Source organism: Anaeroglomus insulsum (assembly GCF_050689095.1).
In the GTDB taxonomy this organism is placed as follows: Bacteria; Planctomycetota; Phycisphaerae; order Sedimentisphaerales; family Anaerohalosphaeraceae; genus Anaeroglomus; species Anaeroglomus insulsum.
This window is the reverse complement of sequence record NZ_JBOGCL010000010.1, coordinates 150,521-169,568: the sequence shown is the minus strand read 5'-3', so window position 1 is coordinate 169,568 and position 19,048 is coordinate 150,521. Positions and strand designations below refer to the sequence as shown.

Sequence of the window (19,048 nt, the reverse complement as noted above, 5' to 3'; positions counted from 1 at the left end):
GTAAAGACGGAATTACCCTTGACGTAGTGTCCGTAAAACCAATATAATATTTTCTTATAGTCAAGATGAGAAGGATAACCATTGGAGGTCTTTTATGAATGGGTGGACAAGACTTTGTCTTTTTGTGTCCCTGATTGCGTTAACTCTTCAAGGCATTGCTGCCGACTGCCCGGACTGTTCGATCAGTTCCAGTGCCTGCCGTCCATGGGGTAAAAGCAGGGCCTATTTCTACTGGGCGGGTACGAATTCTCCGGATTCCTCCATCGTTATAACCGCAGGCCCCTGCGGTCAGGCGGGTGAAGGCGCGACAGGCTATATTCTGTCGGTAGCTGATAGACATCGTTCCGAATGCGATAGTAACGAGAATACCAATCCCTGCAATGGTGATACGACTGACGCTGGAACCTATGCAGTCATTCGTATTCGCGGCAGCCAGAAGGCCTTTGAGCATATTTTCCCGGATGGAATCGTATTCCAGGGAGACTATTCTGTCAATGATTGGTGGCCTTCCGTCTCGGCCAAACAGACCGGCTGTAAATATACCCTGAGACTATCCAATCCCGCCACGTCGAGAATCATCGTCAGGGCCGCTCCCAATCAATGCCTTCCTCAGTACAGCGGCAGTTCGTTTACCATCGATGTCCGAATCTACCAGAAGCGGGACTACAATAATGAAACTTACAGTTTCATCTCCAATACCTCCGGCACGATCTCCGTCAGGAATAATCCCCGGACTTCATTTGACCCTCAGAACTTTATTCCCGATGTCCGCAGCGGCACGGCCAACGGCTATATCGAAAAAGTCCAGGAAACCTATCGCGTTGACGGAGATACTCCATGGATGTTGCCCTTGGCCCGCAATTACAATTGCCAGCAGGGTCAGGAATGGCTGGGAGGAGACATCGGGTATCCCTATGGAATGCTGTGCAATGAACAGGGGACCTGCAAAATCCCTGAAACCGCAACATTCTACCGGGTTAAATATCCCGCATTTCAGGAGGCCGTGTCGGGATGTCCGCCCTATATAGCCGCCGAAGGTTGGGATTATCATATCGGCACAACTCAAGGTGAGACGTATATCAGTTACACTATGGGATCGGATGGAACCCTTTTCTTTGTCTGCAATTCGCCTGCCGACAGCAGCGGTAGCCAAAAATACTACATCTCTAAGGTCATCTATTCTCCCACAGGCAGCTTTACCGGCAGCACCAATCAGGAGAAGTGGCACTGTAGCTATGAGTACAACAGCCCCGCCAAACTCCGTTATATTCATACCGGCAGTGATCCTAACGATCCCAATAATATGTCCACAACGGACAAATACTACCAGTATGACTGGAGTAATGAGAATAAAGATGTGACGGTCGCTTATCATGACAATTCTGATTCTTCCAGGACCCGCCAGTGGTCGGTTAAATTTGACGACCAGCAAAGGGTCATCCAGTACCAGAGCGGGACCTGCTCTTCTGGATGCGGGCTGTCGGAGTTTGAGCATGTGGAATATCACCCGGATTATGATGACCTGATTACCAAACGGTACAATGCCAATAACCAGGTGATCCTTGAAAACACCTATGACCCGATTATCTATGGGGAATGGGTCGATGCGGGATGGATTCCCGTCTATAACTGGAGTTTTGAGTTGCCGGATGTCTCCGGTTGTACTGACCAGACGGAGATTCCGTCCTGGACGATCACCAACACCAACTCCAACGATGTACCGGAGATTTGCGACATCAGCCAGGCCCCCCATGGCAGCCAGATTTTAAGACCCAATGGGGATATGTTGACGGAGATTCTGTCGGATGCAATCGATCTCCGGATGACCTATTCCTTTAAGGCGACGGTTCGTGCCACACCCGGTGACTCTCAAATTGGAGCAGCTCAAATTACCCTTTATTCAAACAATTCTGCTTATTCTGAGCCGCTGATTCCACTTCCTGCTTACTCGGAGCCTTCCGCTCAGGATGATACGGAATGGCATGTTCTTGAAGGGACCTGGGATGCGGATTCTTATCTGGGACCGGACGATACTGACCTATTTAAGATAGAGATCGCCGGCAATCATGTCGAGATTGATAACATCCAATTATCTGCCAAAGTCTATATTGAAAACCAGACCAAACCCATCCTGGTCGAACAGAAGGTCTATGATCCCAATACCAGTTCTATGCAGGTCAGTCTCCGCAGGGACATCTGCAAGACTGAGACCGCACAATCCACCACCTACTGGATTGCAGAAAAGACCTATACCCAACCCAATCAATACCGATTAGTTAAATACGTCTATGAGGATGATTCTTATACCAACATCCTCTCCAAAACAGAATATGACCAACTTAACACCGACCCCAATACCCCTTCCGGAGAAACCTATACCACCTCGTATTCTTACGATTCTGACCCGAACCGGATTATTGAGACTATCACCTATCCCAACGGCATACGACAGGATGTCAAGGTTTATGATCCCAATTCCCAGTTAACCTCTTCGTATCGGCATGATGTCGAAAATAATGCCAACAGTTTTCTGGAGCAGTATGAGTATCAAGCCTTTGCCATTCCGAACCGATATGAGGAATATGAGTATAAGGTTAAAAAGCACATCAATCCGCAGGGGGGAATTACTAATTATACCTATCAGACCAGCTTTCCGTACTTACTGGAAACCCGAACCGACCCTAATTCTGGCACAGACCGTCAGGTAAACCATTACTACTACGACGGCAGCAGACGCATTATTACCGAGACCAAAAAGGCCTCGGAGGGTCAAACTGTTTCCAGTACTTATACATATGATCCGACCACTGGCTTTTTGACATCCACCTGTCAGGGGAATCCCCAAAACTCCGCCACGACCACGTCTTGGTATAATGATTTCGGACAGGTTATCCGCCAGACCAATCCGGATGGAGTGAAAAGCGGTAAATCCTACGGAATCGGTGGAGAATTACTGTCGGACTTTGTGATTGCTGAAAATTGCGACCCCAACCTGCCTGACAGCCAACTTACCCTGCTGTCTCAGGCCAAATATGCCTATACCCAAGAGGGAAAGGTTGAGTTCATTTATAAGGCAAAAGATGATGGGGCATTTGCCTATGATGATCCCAATAGTTGGATTATCACCAAACAGGAGTATGATACCACAGGCCGGAAGAAAAAGACCATTGAAGATTACAACGGTCTGAATCTGACGACGGAGTATTTTTATAATCTTCAGGGGGAGATTGACAAGGTTCTATATCCTTCCGGAAAATGGACGAAGACCATCCGGGACGGACGGGGTCTGACCACCCATGAGATTACCGGCTATACTGACCAGGGACAGGATGCTGATGTCCTGACGACTTCGTATGACTATGATGATAACGGCAATCTGACAGAACAGACTGGGGCCGATGGAACTAAGACCCTTTATACCTATGACAATCTGGACCGGGTTAAACGAGTTTATCGGGACAGTCCGGATGGCCCCTATACTGAGAGTTTTTATAATGCAGCAGGCGATGTGGAACGCCAGATCGCTGTCGAGAATGGAACCCTTTTGAGCGATACCCGCAAGGGGTATGACTATCAGGGCAGGCTGCTCTGGCAGCGGGTCTGTGCTGAACCCAATATCATTGACAATGTCAATGACCTCATCAGCCATACTATTTATGATGTGGTGGGCAATGTCCGGTATTCGGTTAAAAAGGACATTGACCGAACCAACTTTGACCCTGATCCCAATGATATTGTGACAGAATATCGCTATGATATACTGGGCCGGAAATCCAATATGATTGAACCGGATGGGGTTGTCCACACCACCTATTATACACCAGCCGGTTTACCGGAAACAATTATTGATCCCAATGACCCAAGTGATCCCAATGCCTATATCACCCGCAATACCTTTGATGCGGCAGGCAGAACAGAAAAAACCGTCAATCCGGAAGGACATTATGTTGTTAATTGCTATAACAGCCTCAATCAGGTCGTAAAACAGACCGTCTATGACTGCAATGAGACGCCGGAGAATACCGCAGATGACTTTGCCGTTAAACAGATTCGCACAGGGTATGATAACCTGGGCAATGTCCAAAGAACGGTCGTTATGCGGCATCCGGACAGCACCGAAGACCCACTGGAAGGCTATGACCTGATTACGGACTATACCTACTATCCGCAGACAGGCCTGCTCTATCAGCAGACGATGTATTATGGGGATACCCCTTCGGAAGCGGTTACGACCTATTACTACGATTCCATTGGCAGGAAGATTCGCACGGTTGACCCATCCGGCAATGAAGAGATTATCGTCTATTCATCCGCCAATCCTGCCCAGGCGGAAAAGACCGAATTAATCCAGAGGGATGAGGAAGACCCGCAAAATATCTTCTTTGTCGTCACCACGTTCTTTGAGTACGATGATTTTGGCAGAGTGTTTAAGAAGATTCTGGATGTGGATGGAGACGGGGTCAAGGAAAGCACTGACATTACCACGACCTATCTCTATGATGGTCTGGATAGAATCTATCAGGAAATCGCCCCGGACGGGGTCATTACCCAAAGCCTCTATGATGGATTCGGCAATGCAAGACAGGTTATTGAGGATTATGGCAGCACCACCTTCAATAAGACTACCGAGTATGTTTATAATCGACTCAATCAGTTATATCAGGTCAATGCTTACGACCCCAATGACACCACCTCCAATATTGCCATTCAGACAACGGAATATCAGTACGATAAAGTCGGCAATGTTACTCAGATTACCTATCCGGATGATCAATTCGTCGGCTATGAATATACCCTGCTCAATCGGGTTGCCACAGAAACCAAACGGGATGGAACCATCCTTTATTCCTGGTATGACCAACTCGGCAATCTGACCTTAGTCAGCGATGATGAAAACGCCAATGTTGGCGGAGACCCCACCTTTAAAGAACTATTCCGCTATGATGGAGCGGGCAACCTGCTATCCGCGGAAAAACAGGAAGATGGCGACACGACCGCCTATTCTGAATTTACCTATAACGGGTTTGGTCTCCGGGAGTCGGAAACCGCGACATACTATAGCCTGAGTTCCATTACCACCACCTGGGAATATGACGGCAGCGGTAATCCGGTCAACCAGACGCATGGTGATACCACGCTATCCTATACTCACGATGGCCTGGGCAGGATTAAAGCCATTGACCGGGGCAATGACACCATCGTCAATTATACCTATTACGGCAATTCGCCCAAGGCAATTGATTATCCCGAACCGGTTATAACCGAACAGCGGGGTCTTGACGAACTGGGACGGATCGAAGAGATCAAGGCCGTGGATTCCCTGAATGCCTCAATCCTTGACTTTATCTATACCTATGACTCCGTCGGCAACCGGCGGCAGGAGAAATACAATCACCTGTCCGCGCCGGTCTGGGATCGGTATTATTATGATGCTCTTCGCAGGCTGGAGCAGGTGGATTATGCTGCCACATCCGGCTTTGCCCGGCGTATTGACGATTCTCGATTTTCGATTGACGAGTTGGTAATGTTTGCCTCGCAGTGGGTGGATAATGGAACCACAGATTTCACAGATGACACTGATTATTATTCTGCTGCTCCCGCCGAGGCGGCAATCCGGCCTTTACCCTCTAAGGCCTCTGTGTCCTCTGAGGCTAAATTATTAACCCTGTCGGAGTTCGGAACGGCCAACAGCAACCTCAAGGCTGAAACCCTTCGTAATGACGACGGCGTGATTATCGCCCAGATTGTCTATGATGCCTCCGACAGGATTACCCTGTTTACTCTCTATCCGGATTCCGGGGGCAAAGTGGTGGTGTTCAGTACCTATGATGAGGACGGAACATTAATTTCTCAGATATGCTCGACCTATAATGCCGACGGCAACCTGATGAGCCGTGAATCACTGCCGCTGGTCGCTGAAACAGATGTATTGTCAGATTCCCTTGCGGCAGTCAGTGCATTATCGCTGTCCTCAACTCTGGATACCGAAGAGTCCGGTACGATGACGCTGATGATGACTCCGACCTCCCAGAATTCTCGAACGGATGAATTTGACTATGATCATCTTGGAAACCGGTATCAGGTCCGGGAAAACTATGGATTACTGACCAATACCAAGACCTATTCTCACAACAGTCTTAACCAGTATTCCGGGATGAATGAAGGGCTTGCGGGAGCCACGTCGTCTTACACCTATAGCCATGATGAGAATGGGAATCTCTGGATAGATGGTTATGGATACACTTATCACTATGATGCCCACAACCGGCTGATCGACGTTCAGGATGGAACGACCACCCTTGCCGAATATGGGTACGATGCTCTCGGCAGGAGAATCAAAAAGACCGCCGGAGGCAAGACAACCTACTTCTATTACGATACTCATCATCAGGTCATTGCCGAATATGAAGGAGCGACCCCGCAGTTAGTGCGGGAATTCGTCTATGGCAACGGGACCGATGAAATTCTTGCCATGTTCCTGCCGGAATATGAAGGCAGTCAGGATGATTTAGACCAGTTCCTGGCCTTATGTGCGGTGTGGCTGAGTGACCCGAACGACTCCAATTACGATGACAGTCTGGACGTGGTCAATGATAACACGATTGACCTCAAAGACTTCGCTCACTTTGCCGCCGAATGGTCTATTCCTTCCAGCAAGGAATCCCACTACTACTATCTGCATGATGCCCTCGGCTCTGTCCGGGGACTCATCGGCGGCAGATTCAACCGCGAGGAAGACCGGGAGTTCTATAACTACGATGTCTATGGAAAACCCTCTGATTCCTCTGTGCCCTCTGTGGCAGGAAATCCGTTCTTGTTTGCAGGGTATCGGTATGATGCTGAAACATCGCTCTATCATCTGAGATTCAGGGCGTATGATCCGGCCAGCGGGCGGTTTATCCAGATAGACCCCATCGGCTATGCGGATTCGATGAATCTATATGAGTATGTGACCAATAATCCGACCAATTACACTGATCCATACGGCTTATTTGAACGGAATACTGATAGCTGGTGGAAAGAAGGCTTTAGCTGGTCCAATCCTCTGGGATATTTTTCAGAGGAAAATATTGCCAAACGTCAACAGCTTCGTCAATTACAGCAATATTACGAAGCCAAATATCAGGCAGTCAGACAGGAACGAAAACTTCGCGGCATAGACGATAATTGGAAGGAAGAATGCTGCTGTGTAGCCAAAGATACCTGTGTGGGAATTATTGTGGGTATTGGGCAGGGAACGGCAAATACGGCCAATGGCTTGCAGGACGCCGTGATTGGCGTTGTCAATCTTCCTGCCTCTACATGTAATTTATTTGGAGCAGATATATACGAAATCCCCTCTCCTGATTGGTCGAAAGGTCTTCTGATGGATGAAGACCCATTCCAGCATCAGGTCAGTAAATTTGTTGGAGGTGAATCAGCCTATTTTCTCATTACCGTGGGCGCTGGAAATGTTGCCAAAGTGGTGAAAAATTGTAAAAAGCCAGCCAATGCCTTATGCGATGATGCGACTGGATTAGTGGATGATCTTCTTAAGCCCGCAGATGAAGTGGTGGATTTGAGTAAGGGTGCGAAGACCTCCGAAAAAGCAGCAGACGAAGCAGTTAGTGCGGCAAAGAAAGCTGAACAAGCATCGGACAACGCAAAAATGCCGTATTCCAAAAGTCGCCCAAATTATGGGAAAGACCAAGTAGATAATGTGTGGGAGAATGCAAAAAGTTCTGATGGAAATGTTTACGATCCATATACAGGCGAACAGTTATTTTGGGATAAGACTAAACCTCGGAATGGACAATGGGATATGGGACACAAATATGGTGAATCATATAAAAAGTTGCATGACGATTATATGAGTGGAAAAATATCAAAAGATGAATTTTTAAAAAGATATAGAGATCCCCAGAATTATCATCCACAATCTATAAGCGGAAATAGAAGCCAGAAATATGACTAAAGAAAGGAAGTTCTAATGGATATTTTTCAAATTATAAGGTGTGATAGCCCGGCGGATATATTAAGATCGCTTAGCTCGGTCGATGTTAACATTCTCAATGACGATAAAGAGAATTTGTTGCATGAAGCGATAGCACATAATCCCCAAGTGGCACATGAACTCATTGATAGAAACATTAACTTAAATCAACAAACAAGAAAAGGGAGCACCCCTTTGCATTATGCAGCGACACACCAGCAATATGAAATAGCTAAAAAGATTATTGAAAAAGGATGTCAAATCAATTTAGTGGATATACATGGCAATAATCCATTGTGGTATGCTGTCTTTTTTGCAAAGGGTTATTATGATTTAGTTCAGCTTTTAATGAAGCATGGGGCCGATCCACATCATAAAAATAAAGCGGGCAGATCGGCATTGGATTTCGCAACACAGATAAAAGATTCAGAGTTAATACAGATATTAAATCGAGCGGATTAATGAATATTTTTGAACTTAACCCGGATTTTAATCTGAAGCGTTGCGCTTCAAATTAAAATGCGCCACTGCTTATTGTTTCAAGTGTTCCATACAGACCTGTCGGGTTTTTCTCCTAACTCCGACCCCGCCCGGCAGGTCTTTTTTATTGTTCAGACTTTACCCGTGTCTGGTTAATCAATAACAATCTGGTGATAGGGATAATCAATGGATAATGCTCAAAAACCTTTTAAGCTCGTTGTCAAACAGGATGTTATTTATTTGGTGGTGGGGGACCAGATGGTCAAGTTGGACGACTGGAATCAGGAGATTGAAGAAAAAGCCTTCCAATTGATAAGAGACAATGCGGTTATGCAGGCGTTCCTTAATGAATACGCCCATCTATCAAATCAGATCGCCTCAACAGATGAAATGAAAAAAGAGGTAAAATCTGTAGCCAAATTGCTTGGAAAATTCATTCATAAATATAATCATTTATATAAAACCAAAGAATACAAGCAAGCCATTTCCAAATTGAGGAATGAACTTGACAGGGCCTTTGACGTGTAGTTAATGTCATGCCCCTTGTTTTTTTATCTTAAATCGTGACAGCAGGACGACGGCTTTGGGGCCAACACCGTTGCGGAATTCGCTAATTTTGATTTTTCTGGCCCTGGCCCGGTACATAATTTTGCCGGGGGTAAGGCCGGTTTCGCGTTCAATACAGCTAATGGAAAATCCCCAGGCCAGCAGGTCCAGGCATTTTTTGTTGCAGGTGTTTCTCCAGTCCACTCGTCCGTGTTTGTTCAATCCGTATCTGTTTCTCTCTGTCATTGGTTACTCCTGTTCATCCTGAATGATTTGGGGGATTCCTAAGTTGAAGGGTATTCGCAGTGTGATTGGCAATAGAATAAAGCCGTTGTCAACCGTCGGCTGGCCAAACTGCGTTTCAATGCGTTTTTCTGAGTTGGGGCGGTGTTTATAGGGGCGTGTGGGCCGGAAGTATTGGCCCGGCTTTTGTTTGACCCATTGGCCGTCAATCAGCCGGAATTTCCGGGAGCCGTCGTCGTATTTCTGCCAGGCCCGCCAGTTATGCTCAGACTGCTGGGGGGTGGGTTCGGATAGTTTATAGTGTTCCGACTCGACGGCGGGGTGAATCCCATGTGCCCGTCTCAGGTGGGTTTTGATGCCCACGGAGGATTTATTTTTCTTGTTGCAGCCATTGATCAGACATTCATACGCTGGTTTCTTCATCAGCGATCCTTTCAGTTAATGATTCTTTGCGTTTTCGATTCGACGGATTTGCCTCTTTTGCCGTGCGGATATAATCGTTCGGTTCCAGTGGTTTTTTGTGCGCAGAGCGGACGTGGGCGGCAATCGATGCCGCAGACCCGGACACCTTGCCGCAATGGACACACTCGAAATTCGGGGTATTACAGCGAATCTGGGCTTCCTGAATACGCGCATCCCGGCTGCGGGATTTGCCGTACCGGAGAGGCTGGGCCTCTTCGGTGGTCAGCTCAAAATCTCTGTGCCTGAATTTCTTGTTATGGATTTGGTTTACGTGGGAACTGATGCCCCGCAACGTACTATAGACTTTCTTACACCGCACGCACCTGTAATTTAGTTTTGTCTCGACATCCATGTCGTTTCCTTTTCTTGGTCGATTTTCTATCTCGACTGAGGCGCAGATAGTCTTTGCACCCCGAATAGTCGGCTTTTCTGGCTTCAAAATAGGCTTGGCTGGGGCATCCCCATTCAATCCACATCAGAATATCCGACTTTCTCCACCGTACCATGCGACAGCCAATAGAGACTTCTCTGGGGAGCATATTTCTCCTGCGTAGAATCCATATCGAGCGAATGGATATCTTTGCCATTTCCGACACCTGCTGCGCAGTCAGTAACCCTTCAGTCTGTTCGTGTTTCAAAGTTGTCAATCCTACAAGTAATAAAACGGTTTCATACAGTAATGTTTAGAAAATATTTGGAGTATAGTCAATTTTAATATTTTTCTAAGTAATTGTGTTTTAAACAGATAGAGCGTTTTTGTGTGATGCAGTAGAAGGCAGTAGAGCGCACGATTGCGCATGTTAGTGCAGCCGGAAAATGGCATATCGGCTAAAAAATATTTTCTGTTAACCTAAAATTTTATGTTACTGTTCAATTCGAGCAAGGATTTTAGTGATGGTGGCATGATGCCAGCTTTGTCCGCGAGCGGGGATGTGATGGGATTGCAGCAGTCGGCAGATGGCACGGCAACTGAGGTCTCTGTGTTTTAAACGCTGGATGAGGCGGATGGTTTTCTGTTCATGGACATGTAGGATGAGTCTGTCCGGCTGACAGGGGTCAATGGTGAAGCCATAGGGGGGCGATAGAACTGATTTTACGGCAATTGGCCTGGTGACGCTGCATGGCGGCCTTGGTGCGGGCGGCAATGACCTTGCGTTCATATTCGGCCAGGGCCTGAAGGATACGGCGGACTAATTCATCTTCGGGATTATCCTGAAAGGTTCCTTCGCCGCAGATGGAGACGATTTTGGCGTGGCGTTTTTTAACGGCTTGTTCGATGAGGTAGGACAGATACACGCTTCGGGCCAGTCGATCAAGACGATAGACGACCAGCAAATAATCGCGTTTGAGGGATTCAATGGCATTCCAGAGACCGGGCCTGTCCTCTTCGCCGCCGGACAGGGCACGGTCGCTGTGTTCTGCTATGATGTCATAGTTGCGTTTACGGCAATAATCCCGGCACAGGTCGAACTGAATCTCGATGGATTCGCATTGTTCGGCATTACGGCGGGGACTGAAACGGGCGTAGAGAACAACCTTTTCCATCACATCATCACCTGCGGGTTGTCCGTGTTTGTTTTTTTGCCTGCATCTTCTCACGTCTGGCAGCCGCTATTTCCGCCTTGACTGCCAGAGAATAACAGGCATCGGATGTCAGATGATAGACCTTGCGGCAGCCTTTGGCTCGAAACCCAATCAGATTCGGCGGCTGAAGGATAATAATGACCTGTCGGGTCTTGCCTGCCTCTCTGACAAAACCATGACTTTCACGGCTGACGGTTTTGTTTAGCGGGTAAGGCATAAGGCCTCCTGTTGTTGTGTGGCCTTCAGATAAGTTATCACCGCATCATATTCGCCTTGATAGGGATTGGTATCACTGAATACCACAAAGGGGCTGTCCGGTGCGACACCATCCCATTTGCACATCTTGATCCATAATTCAATCGCTCGTTCTTTGGCACGCTGTGTTTCACTCATGGTTTTATCCTTTCATTTTTTGTATTGACCCTTACTTTTTTAATAATATCATTGTGCATGGGAAATATCAAGAATAAAGTTTTCATATTTACTTCTTTTTTTCAAATTAGCCCTTCTCATGCTCGACGCTGCCGTTATAATTTTCATATCCCAACACCCAACAACTCCCATTCAAAGCCCACGATTGATACCCATTGATGCCTTCCACTGCGTTTGTGCGTGTGATTCCACGTGCAATATGCTCGGTGTGTGATTCAGCCCTGCGATGGAATGTCCCGCCGCTCCATTGATTCACAAACGACATCAAAACCCCCGTGACCTAACTCAGAAAAGCCGCTCTCCCGCGCACGCGCGCGAGGCTTACCATGCAAAATCAAACGTCCAACGTTCAATGTCCTGCATCCAACATGGTATGTCAGGGGCAAATCTGGACGTTTTGGCGTCAAGGGTGCGGTTCAATCCGCCTGTTGATGTCCACAATCGCCCCATTTCAAGGTCATATAGGGCTGTTGGACTTGATTTTTGCAGGCTTGACAGACAGGTCAACGCCTCCAGTGAGCAGGAAAAAAACAAAAGCATTCTTTCGTTCCGTCAGGATTGAACCAGACCCCCCAGCCGGTCGTCGATAACATCCCTACTTAGCCCGTCAGCCGCGACAGTGATTTTTGAACGATGTTTTTAGTATCTGAAAAAAAGTAAAGAAAAAATAAAAAAGGGCTTTGTGTGCTCGACGTTTTCATTTTAATGCGAGGATATGGTTGAAACACGAGACGAATTTAAAACCAGATTAAAACGGGAAGGCAAATGGAATGAGTTCCTTGAATTGCGGGAAAAATACAAGCAGGACGGCCACGAAGCCAAGGTCGCGTATGCGATGGCAATGGAGCCGTTTGCCGGTGCGGGGGATAGTCCTGCTGACGATCAGCCTGATGATGCTGACGGCGGCGGGTCTGTTCTGCTGGAGCAATTCGCAGGCAAGGACAAGGCCAGCAGCCTGGTGGTGGTCGAATGGGTCTTCGATAACATCGACATGCTCGATGTTACGCCCGACATGGCTCCCAGTGCCGGAGCATGGAGTTTATTGCTCCGTGTCCGGCGGCATCCTGACCTGCTCAAAGAGTTCTACCGTTCCATCTGGGTACGAATCCTGCCAAGTAAGACAGGCATTGAACAACTACAGAGGTTTGCAGACGATGGCAGAGAGCAACTCGGCCTTATCAGCCGAATCGAGCGGGCGCATGCTGACGCCGTATTATCATCTGGTTCCCAAGGACTTTGCGGCGAATCTGAGGTTTCGCCGTGAGATGATCCGCATGGGGGCTTCCGATGTCAAGGCGGCCCAGGAATTATGGATCATGTGCAAACGTGACCCGCTGTTTTATGTCAATACGTTTGTCTTTACTTATGATCCGCGAAAAGTGCCCTCGGCACTGCCGTTTATCACCTACGATTATCAGGATGATGCAATCCTCCAGATCAATCAGGCGATAGGCAATTACGACCTGTTTATCGAGAAAAGCCGTGATATGGGGGCAAGCTGGCTGTGCCTGCTGGTCCCGCAGTACCGGTTTCAGTTTTTCGATTTGCAGTCGTTTTTGATGGTGTCCCGTGTGGAAAACCTGGTCGATAAGACCGAAGACCCGGACAGCCTGTTCTGGAAGATTGACTTTATCCACAAGAATCAACCGGCGTGGCTGAGGCCTTCCATTAACCGCAACAAGCTGCACATATACAATCAGGACAATGGATCGACTATCGACGGGGCATCAACGACCGGCGATGTCGGGCGTGGCGGACGCAGGACGGCGGTTTTGCTGGATGAGTTTGCCTCGGTGGATGACGGCCATGCGGTGCTTGCCGCAACCCGTGATACCACGCCTTGCCGCCTGTTTAACTCGACACCCAAGGGTGTCGGCAATGCGTTTTACGATATGCGGATGACGGATATCCGAAAGCTGCGAATGCACTGGAGTCAGCATCCGATTAAATCCAAGGGATTATATACCACTGAGAACGGAGCTATTGTCGTTCTGGATGATCGTCATAAGACTATACCTGGCGGGTATGAGTTCATCGCAGACGGCAAACTCCGTTCTCCCTGGTATGATCAGCAGTGCAAGCGTGCTGCCCACCCGATGGAGATTGCCCAGGAACTGGATATTGACTACCTGGGCAGTAATTACCAGTTTTTTGACCCTGCGATTCTGACGAAATTGCAAGCCGACGATGTACGGCCCGCCTATAAGGTGGGCGATTTGGATTATGACCTTCAGACGGCTCAGCCGCTGGAGTTTCTTGCCGCCGACAAAGGCAAGCTGCATCTGTGGGTGAATCTCGATATGCACGGGAAAATCCCAGATACCATGCAGTGTGTGATGGGAATTGACATTGCCGCCGGAACCGGCGCAAGCAATTCCTGCATCAGCATTGCCAACCAGCAGACCCGCGAAAAGATTGCTGAGTTGTCATCGTCGGGGATTGCCCCACACACGCTGGCTAAATATGCCGTTGCCCTGGCTCGCTGGTGTAACGGGGCCTATATGATCTGGGAAGCCAACGGGCCGGGGGCGATATTCGGCCCCTGTGTGCTGGAGTTGGGATACCGCAATATCTATTACCGACGTAACGATAAGGCTCTGGGTGCCCGTATCTCAGATACCCCCGGCTGGTATTCGACCAAGGAAAGCAAGCTGGTTTTGCTGGGAGAGTACCGCAAGGCACTGGCGGCGGGGCATTTTGTCAACCGGTCGTATCATGCCCTGCGGGAATGCAGGGAATATGTATTTCAGTCCAATGGTTCCGTCGAGCATTCGCGGAGTATCAACACCGTCGATCCGACCGGGGCCAGGGATAACCACGGAGACCGGGTAATCGCCGATGCCCTCTGCTGGAAGGGCATGAAGGACTATAAACCGATTGTCAGCCAGACAGCGGATATTCCCCGCAACTGCCTGTGGGCACGTCGCCAGCAGGCCAATGAACGCAAACAAGCAAAAGTATATTGGTAATTTTGAAAGGAACGCAGCGATGACGGACTATTTTCACAAAATCACAAACTGGATTGATCACAACCGGGGGCAGTTCTTCGGGGTGCTTATTCCTATTCTGGCGGTTCTGGTGTTTTTATTGATTGGTTGCAGTACGACTCAATCCATCCATGACCCGAAGGTCAAGGTGGATCGGCAGGCCTTTGTGATTGAGGCCCTGGAAGCTGAACAGCAGTTGAAACAGGAAACCATCGATATTGAAGCGATGCTGGAAAAACACAATGCCAAAATTGCCGCCCATAACGACCGCAAAGAAGCCGGTCTGGAAGACCTTAATCATCAGGACGAACGCAAAAGCCAAATCCTTGAGATCGCCTCCGGGGCCGTTGGAAACTATGCCTCCGGCGGGACGGTCAGCGGTATGGCGGTGCTGATGTCACTGTTGAATCTGGCGGGCATTGGCTGGGGTATCGGCAATAAAGTGGACAATGTACGAAAGGATCAGGTTATCGCTGAGCAGAAACAAGTCGCGTAACCTTGAAAGACAACTAAATACCGGGTTTGTGTGTCGGGTCGGCCAACCTGACAGACAACGCAAGAACAAATAAGGAGAGCAGTACAGTGCTGTACCACTGTGCTGCTCTCTTTTTTGTTGCCCGCAAAAACGATGATGAATTTACCAGAAACCAAATTAAAACGATTGCGAGAGGCGATTTGCTATAGCCGCCGCAAGCTGATGCCGTTCCGACAGCAGCGGTATGATGCGATTCGCCAGTATGTGGGATTCCATTATTCCGATGATGGAACCTCCGACCGCGTACCGGTCAATCTCCTGGAACTGGCGGTCAATATCTACACCCAGCAAATGGCCGCACGAGCGCCGAAGGCGTTGGTGCAGACCCGGTTTGGGGTGTTAAAGCCAATGGCGGCGGATTTTGAGCTGGCGCTCAATCACCTGATTCGGGAAATCCGCCTGGGGCAGACCTTTCGTCTGGCGGTTATTGACGCTTTGTTCAGTATGGGCATTGTCAAGACCGGTCTGGAACGCCGGGCTTCGGTGGAAATCGCGGGCTTTCTCCACGATGTCGGCCAGCCGTTTGCGGAAGTGGTTTCGCTGGACAATTGGGTCCATGATACCACCGCCACCCGGCTGGAACAGTGTCAGTTTATGGGGGATCGATACCGCCTGCCGCTGGAACTGGTCAAGGAATCCAAGGCTTTTAAGAATACCGGCAATTTGCAGGCGACGGTCAAGACCGCTTATAACGAAAGCGGGGATACCAAGGCGGAAAGTCTTTCGCATGGGATGGAGACCGACCCGGACGAATTCAAGGACCATGTGGAACTGTGGGATATATGGCTTCCCTTTGAGAATCTGCTGGTGACAATCCCCGCCGAAGGCGAGGGCAAACCCCTGCGGATAATTGAGTGGGATGGGCCTGAAACCGGGCCGTACAAGATACTGTCGTTTTCCGAAGTGCCGGGCAATATCATGCCGCTGGCCCCCAGTGCGTTATGGATGGATTTGCATGATCTGGCCAACCGTCTGTTCCGAAAACTCGGCAGGCAGGCCGAACGGCAAAAGACCGTGCTTGGCGTACAGACCGGTTCCGAAGACGATGGCGACCGGATTGTCAGGGCCAATGACGGCGAGGCCCTCAAGATGGACAACCCCGACCGGGCCAGAGAATATCGCTTTGGCGGTATTGACCAGCCATCGCTGGCGTTTCTCCTGCAGGTCAAGGATTTGTTTGTCTATCTGGGGGGCAATCTCGATTCACTGGGGGGACTGTCCCCGATGGCCGACACGCTGGGGCAGGATCAACTGCTGGCCCAGAACGCCTCCAAACGGGTGGCGGATATGCAGGACCGGGTCATCGAGTTTTCCAAAGAGGTGATCTGTGACCTGGGATTTTACCTGTGGAACGACCCTCTGATTGAACTGCCGTTGACCAAGACCGTGCCGGGGTTTGACCATCTGTCTGTGCCGGTAACCTTTGATGCCGAATCCAGAGAGGGGGATTTCCTGGACTATAACGTCGAGATCGAACCGTTCTCGATGCAGCACCAGACCCCGCAGATGAAACTTCAGGCCCTGGTTCAGGTCTTTCAGCAGTTTTTAGCTCCCTACGCACCGATGATGGCCGAGCAGGGGATCGGGATTAACTTTGAAGCCCTGTTATCCATCATCGCCAAATATACCAACGTCAGTGAACTGGAAGATATTCTTGAATTTGCCGCGCCGCCTTCGACGTACAAGCCGGGCATGGTGGGCCAGCCGCCGCAGAAAATGCGGGCGCCGGTGACTCGCCACATCTCCGAGCGGGTCAATCGCCCCGGAGCGACCCGGCAGGGCAAGGATGCGGCTCTGATGCAGACATTGCTGGGCGGCAAGGCCCAGGGATCGGAGCTTGCGGCGTTACGGAGGCCGACAGGATGAAACCGGACAGTTTTTTGATGGACCCGATTTTACAGTACGGCTTTGCCGGGATGTGTGCGGTGCTTTTGATGATCCTGGTCTGGCTGATCCGCAACCTCATCAAGCTGCTGGAAACGACCAACCAGATTATCAGTGCCAATACACAGGCGATCTGCCAGGTCGATCAGCATTCGAGAGAGGTGCTGGAACTGCTCAAGGACACGCACAACAGGATTCTTGCCAGTCCCTGTATTGTCAAAAAGGGGAGGGACCGCTGATGCCGCAGTATTGTTTTACAGACGACCAGGACCATACCATCTGCCGATTTTACCCGCTGGGCAAGGCCCCTCGACAGGTCCGGCTCGGCAAGACGGTATTTAAGCGGAATCTCCGTGCCGAACATGCCGGAACCCGGCATACGCCCGGCAACTGGCCCATGAAAAGCGATGCGGCGGGAGTCCATCCCAGCCAGATCAAAGAGGCCTATGACCATTCGGTCCGGATCGGTATTCCCACACAGTTTGCCCCGGATGGGCGTGCCATCTTTACCGGCAGAGAGCATCGGAAAAATTACTGTCGTGCCATTGGTCTGCATGACAGAAACGGCGGATACGGAGACCCATAATGATCACAATTATCAATAAGGCGGATACGGATTTCGATGGCAACGGCGAGTTGTTTTACAAAGTACCGGACGATACCGCATCGATCATCATCCATCCCAAAGGGGGATGTCTGTATCTGATCCCGGCTTCCGGAAGTACGACAATCTGGACTATCGATGACAACGAGAAGTTTGAAATTCGGACACGGGACGCCTCGGCCAAGGGCCTTTATATGAAAAAAGAAACAGGAAAAACAGTGCGAGTGGAAATGCTCAGATTTTCAGGAGTTTTATCATGACAGAAAGTGCGATTGCGGAAGAACCGGATTTTGATCCGCAGGAGATACAGGATGATATCCAGCCCGACGGGGCGGATACCCCATACGATATTGAAGAACCGCAGGATGATGAGGAATATAAAGTTCCGATTATCGACAATCTGGAGTCTGACGATAATCCCGACGATAAGTCTGCTGACCCGGCCAAAGAGAAACGTCCGGCTAAATCCTCCGACAAGACCGACGACAAAACCGATAAACCGGCTGCCAAACAGGACAAAGAAGCGGCCTCGTTGTTATCTGAGGAACTGGTGGCCAAGGCCAAAAAGCTCGGCATCTCGGATGCGGATTTGGCGTTGTATAAAACGCCCCAGCAGCTTGAGCGGCTGTGCAGTCTGCTGGAACCCAAGGCCGCCAAAGAGCCTGCCAAAGAAGACAAACAGGAACCTCGGACACCTGCCGACCCTGCCGGGGAGTTTAAGGTCGAACTGGACCCGGACCTCTATGATCCCGACCTGTGCAAGGCGATCCAATCGACCGCCGACCAGATCAACAGTCTGAAAAATGCCCTCGGCAGTGTCATGCAGATGGTCCATCGGCAGTCGGAACATTCGTTTGAGCGGACCTTTGAGGGGCTGGTTTCCGAACTGGGCGATGGATTTTCTCAGACGCTCGGCAAGGGCGGTCTTGAGGAGATCGGCACGGATTCGGAATTCTTCAAAAACCGCTGCAAGGTGATTGAGGAAATGAATGCCATTGCCGCAGGCTATGACCATACGGGTAAACCCGTCCCGCCCGTCAAACAGCTTTTTCAGCGGGCCGTCAACAGCATCTTCGGCGACACGATTAAAAAGAATACACGAAAAGAGATTGCCGGCCAGCTTCAAAAACGTGCCGAGCAGATTATCTCCCGGCCCTCCAACAGGACGGGCAAAGATACCCTCTCTCCTTCCCAGCGGGCGACCAATGCCGTGCGGGATAAACTCCGTGAGTTTGGGGCCTATGACCAAAATGAAATGGAAGAGGACTTTTGACATACCCAAAGAACAATATCAAGTGGTTTCAATCTAACAACAAAGG

Annotated in this window: 19 protein-coding genes; 11 read left to right on the top strand and 8 right to left on the bottom strand. The window is 49.5% G+C overall.

The annotated features are described in order from the left end of the window. Nucleotides 1–94: 94 nt before the first annotated feature. The 3 genes from ACQ9LF_RS10320 (at nucleotide 95) to ACQ9LF_RS10310 (ending at nucleotide 8,980) form a co-directional block, all read left to right on the top strand. Nucleotides 95–7,954: an RHS repeat-associated core domain-containing protein gene (locus tag ACQ9LF_RS10320; RefSeq protein ID WP_462489320.1), complete on the top strand. Its 7,860-nt coding sequence runs from the start codon at nucleotides 95–97 to the stop codon at nucleotides 7,952–7,954. A gap of 15 nt (nucleotides 7,955–7,969) precedes the next feature. Then, complete coding sequence (locus tag ACQ9LF_RS10315) at nucleotides 7,970–8,434, top strand: ankyrin repeat domain-containing protein (RefSeq protein WP_462489319.1); 465 nt, start codon at nucleotides 7,970–7,972, stop codon at nucleotides 8,432–8,434. A gap of 204 nt (nucleotides 8,435–8,638) precedes the next feature. Then, complete coding sequence (locus tag ACQ9LF_RS10310; RefSeq protein ID WP_462489318.1) at nucleotides 8,639–8,980, top strand: hypothetical protein; 342 nt, start codon at nucleotides 8,639–8,641, stop codon at nucleotides 8,978–8,980. 6 nt (nucleotides 8,981–8,986) lie between these two features. Here ACQ9LF_RS10310 and ACQ9LF_RS10305 read toward each other — a convergent pair whose 3' ends face one another. The 8 genes from ACQ9LF_RS10305 to ACQ9LF_RS10270 all read right to left on the bottom strand — a co-directional run bounded on the left by ACQ9LF_RS10305 (nucleotide 8,987) and on the right by ACQ9LF_RS10270 (nucleotide 11,984). Beyond that, complete coding sequence (locus ACQ9LF_RS10305) at nucleotides 8,987–9,244, bottom strand: hypothetical protein (protein WP_462489317.1); 258 nt, start codon at nucleotides 9,242–9,244, stop codon at nucleotides 8,987–8,989. Nucleotides 9,245–9,247: 3 nt separating this feature from the next. Beyond that, nucleotides 9,248–9,664, bottom strand: coding sequence for a hypothetical protein (locus ACQ9LF_RS10300; RefSeq protein ID WP_462489316.1), 417 nt, complete (start codon nucleotides 9,662–9,664; stop codon nucleotides 9,248–9,250). Continuing rightward, complete coding sequence (locus ACQ9LF_RS10295; protein WP_462489315.1) at nucleotides 9,645–10,055, bottom strand: hypothetical protein; 411 nt, start codon at nucleotides 10,053–10,055, stop codon at nucleotides 9,645–9,647. The genes ACQ9LF_RS10300 and ACQ9LF_RS10295 overlap by 20 nt, the downstream gene beginning before the upstream one ends. After that, entirely contained in the window at nucleotides 10,012–10,341 is a 330-nt protein-coding gene (locus ACQ9LF_RS10290) for a helix-turn-helix transcriptional regulator (protein ID WP_462489314.1), read from the bottom strand. The genes ACQ9LF_RS10295 and ACQ9LF_RS10290 overlap by 44 nt, the downstream gene beginning before the upstream one ends. 418 nt (nucleotides 10,342–10,759) lie before the next feature. After that, nucleotides 10,760–11,248 (bottom strand): recombinase family protein, encoded by a 489-nt coding sequence (locus tag ACQ9LF_RS10285; RefSeq protein WP_462489313.1) that lies wholly within the window; start codon nucleotides 11,246–11,248, stop codon nucleotides 10,760–10,762. Between the two features lie 7 nt (nucleotides 11,249–11,255). After that, on the bottom strand, nucleotides 11,256–11,504 hold the full coding sequence (locus tag ACQ9LF_RS10280) for a hypothetical protein (RefSeq protein WP_462489312.1): 249 nt from the start codon (nucleotides 11,502–11,504) through the stop codon (nucleotides 11,256–11,258). Further along, nucleotides 11,489–11,680 carry a hypothetical protein gene (locus tag ACQ9LF_RS10275; RefSeq protein WP_462489311.1) on the bottom strand — a complete coding sequence of 64 codons (192 nt, stop codon included), beginning with the start codon at nucleotides 11,678–11,680 and terminating at the stop codon, nucleotides 11,489–11,491. The genes ACQ9LF_RS10280 and ACQ9LF_RS10275 overlap by 16 nt, the downstream gene beginning before the upstream one ends. A gap of 106 nt (nucleotides 11,681–11,786) precedes the next feature. Further along, nucleotides 11,787–11,984: a hypothetical protein gene (locus tag ACQ9LF_RS10270; protein WP_462489310.1), complete on the bottom strand. Its 198-nt coding sequence runs from the start codon at nucleotides 11,982–11,984 to the stop codon at nucleotides 11,787–11,789. Nucleotides 11,985–12,434: 450 nt separating this feature from the next. On the opposite strand from ACQ9LF_RS10270, the gene ACQ9LF_RS10265 reads away from it, so the two are divergent. From ACQ9LF_RS10265 to ACQ9LF_RS10230, 8 genes are all read left to right on the top strand, one after another. Beyond that, the gene (locus ACQ9LF_RS10265; protein ID WP_462489309.1) at nucleotides 12,435–12,983 is read left to right on the top strand and encodes a hypothetical protein; all 549 of its coding nucleotides are present in this window, start codon (nucleotides 12,435–12,437) and stop codon (nucleotides 12,981–12,983) included. Then, the gene (locus ACQ9LF_RS10260; protein WP_462489308.1) at nucleotides 12,874–14,688 is read left to right on the top strand and encodes a hypothetical protein; all 1,815 of its coding nucleotides are present in this window, start codon (nucleotides 12,874–12,876) and stop codon (nucleotides 14,686–14,688) included. The genes ACQ9LF_RS10265 and ACQ9LF_RS10260 overlap by 110 nt, the downstream gene beginning before the upstream one ends. 19 nt (nucleotides 14,689–14,707) lie before the next feature. Beyond that, nucleotides 14,708–15,202: a hypothetical protein gene (locus ACQ9LF_RS10255; RefSeq protein ID WP_462489307.1), complete on the top strand. Its 495-nt coding sequence runs from the start codon at nucleotides 14,708–14,710 to the stop codon at nucleotides 15,200–15,202. A gap of 132 nt (nucleotides 15,203–15,334) precedes the next feature. Then, nucleotides 15,335–17,107 carry a hypothetical protein gene (locus ACQ9LF_RS10250; RefSeq protein WP_462489306.1) on the top strand — a complete coding sequence of 591 codons (1,773 nt, stop codon included), beginning with the start codon at nucleotides 15,335–15,337 and terminating at the stop codon, nucleotides 17,105–17,107. Continuing rightward, nucleotides 17,104–17,364, top strand: coding sequence for a hypothetical protein (locus tag ACQ9LF_RS10245; RefSeq protein WP_462489305.1), 261 nt, complete (start codon nucleotides 17,104–17,106; stop codon nucleotides 17,362–17,364). Before ACQ9LF_RS10250 ends, ACQ9LF_RS10245 begins: the two co-directional genes overlap by 4 nt. Then, nucleotides 17,364–17,711 carry a hypothetical protein gene (locus tag ACQ9LF_RS10240; protein ID WP_462489304.1) on the top strand — a complete coding sequence of 116 codons (348 nt, stop codon included), beginning with the start codon at nucleotides 17,364–17,366 and terminating at the stop codon, nucleotides 17,709–17,711. The genes ACQ9LF_RS10245 and ACQ9LF_RS10240 overlap by 1 nt, the downstream gene beginning before the upstream one ends. Continuing rightward, nucleotides 17,711–17,989, top strand: coding sequence for a hypothetical protein (locus ACQ9LF_RS10235; protein WP_462489303.1), 279 nt, complete (start codon nucleotides 17,711–17,713; stop codon nucleotides 17,987–17,989). Before ACQ9LF_RS10240 ends, ACQ9LF_RS10235 begins: the two co-directional genes overlap by 1 nt. Continuing rightward, the gene (locus ACQ9LF_RS10230; protein ID WP_462489302.1) at nucleotides 17,986–19,002 is read left to right on the top strand and encodes a hypothetical protein; all 1,017 of its coding nucleotides are present in this window, start codon (nucleotides 17,986–17,988) and stop codon (nucleotides 19,000–19,002) included. Before ACQ9LF_RS10235 ends, ACQ9LF_RS10230 begins: the two co-directional genes overlap by 4 nt. Nucleotides 19,003–19,048: the final 46 nt, after the last annotated feature.

Excerpts from the sequence above, each read along its gene's own strand:
- ACQ9LF_RS10265 (WP_462489309.1), top strand. The coding sequence starts at position 12,435 with ATGGTTGAAACACGAGACGAATTTAAAACCAGATTAAAACGGGAAGGC.
- ACQ9LF_RS10270 (WP_462489310.1), bottom strand. The coding sequence starts at position 11,984 with ATGTCGTTTGTGAATCAATGGAGCGGCGGGACATTCCATCGCAGGGCT.
- ACQ9LF_RS10285 (WP_462489313.1), bottom strand. The coding sequence starts at position 11,248 with ATGGAAAAGGTTGTTCTCTACGCCCGTTTCAGTCCCCGCCGTAATGCC.
- ACQ9LF_RS10235 (WP_462489303.1), top strand. The coding sequence starts at position 17,711 with ATGATCACAATTATCAATAAGGCGGATACGGATTTCGATGGCAACGGC.
- ACQ9LF_RS10280 (WP_462489312.1), bottom strand. The coding sequence starts at position 11,504 with ATGCCTTACCCGCTAAACAAAACCGTCAGCCGTGAAAGTCATGGTTTT.
- ACQ9LF_RS10315 (WP_462489319.1), top strand. The coding sequence starts at position 7,970 with ATGGATATTTTTCAAATTATAAGGTGTGATAGCCCGGCGGATATATTA.
- ACQ9LF_RS10310 (WP_462489318.1), top strand. The coding sequence starts at position 8,639 with ATGGATAATGCTCAAAAACCTTTTAAGCTCGTTGTCAAACAGGATGTT.
- ACQ9LF_RS10245 (WP_462489305.1), top strand. The coding sequence starts at position 17,104 with ATGAAACCGGACAGTTTTTTGATGGACCCGATTTTACAGTACGGCTTT.
- ACQ9LF_RS10300 (WP_462489316.1), bottom strand. The coding sequence starts at position 9,664 with ATGAAGAAACCAGCGTATGAATGTCTGATCAATGGCTGCAACAAGAAA.
- ACQ9LF_RS10275 (WP_462489311.1), bottom strand. The coding sequence starts at position 11,680 with ATGAGTGAAACACAGCGTGCCAAAGAACGAGCGATTGAATTATGGATC.
- ACQ9LF_RS10255 (WP_462489307.1), top strand. The coding sequence starts at position 14,708 with ATGACGGACTATTTTCACAAAATCACAAACTGGATTGATCACAACCGG.
- ACQ9LF_RS10295 (WP_462489315.1), bottom strand. The coding sequence starts at position 10,055 with ATGGATGTCGAGACAAAACTAAATTACAGGTGCGTGCGGTGTAAGAAA.
- ACQ9LF_RS10305 (WP_462489317.1), bottom strand. The coding sequence starts at position 9,244 with ATGACAGAGAGAAACAGATACGGATTGAACAAACACGGACGAGTGGAC.
- ACQ9LF_RS10240 (WP_462489304.1), top strand. The coding sequence starts at position 17,364 with ATGCCGCAGTATTGTTTTACAGACGACCAGGACCATACCATCTGCCGA.
- ACQ9LF_RS10230 (WP_462489302.1), top strand. The coding sequence starts at position 17,986 with ATGACAGAAAGTGCGATTGCGGAAGAACCGGATTTTGATCCGCAGGAG.
- ACQ9LF_RS10260 (WP_462489308.1), top strand. The coding sequence starts at position 12,874 with ATGGCAGAGAGCAACTCGGCCTTATCAGCCGAATCGAGCGGGCGCATG.
- ACQ9LF_RS10250 (WP_462489306.1), top strand. The coding sequence starts at position 15,335 with ATGATGAATTTACCAGAAACCAAATTAAAACGATTGCGAGAGGCGATT.
- ACQ9LF_RS10320 (WP_462489320.1), top strand. The coding sequence starts at position 95 with ATGAATGGGTGGACAAGACTTTGTCTTTTTGTGTCCCTGATTGCGTTA.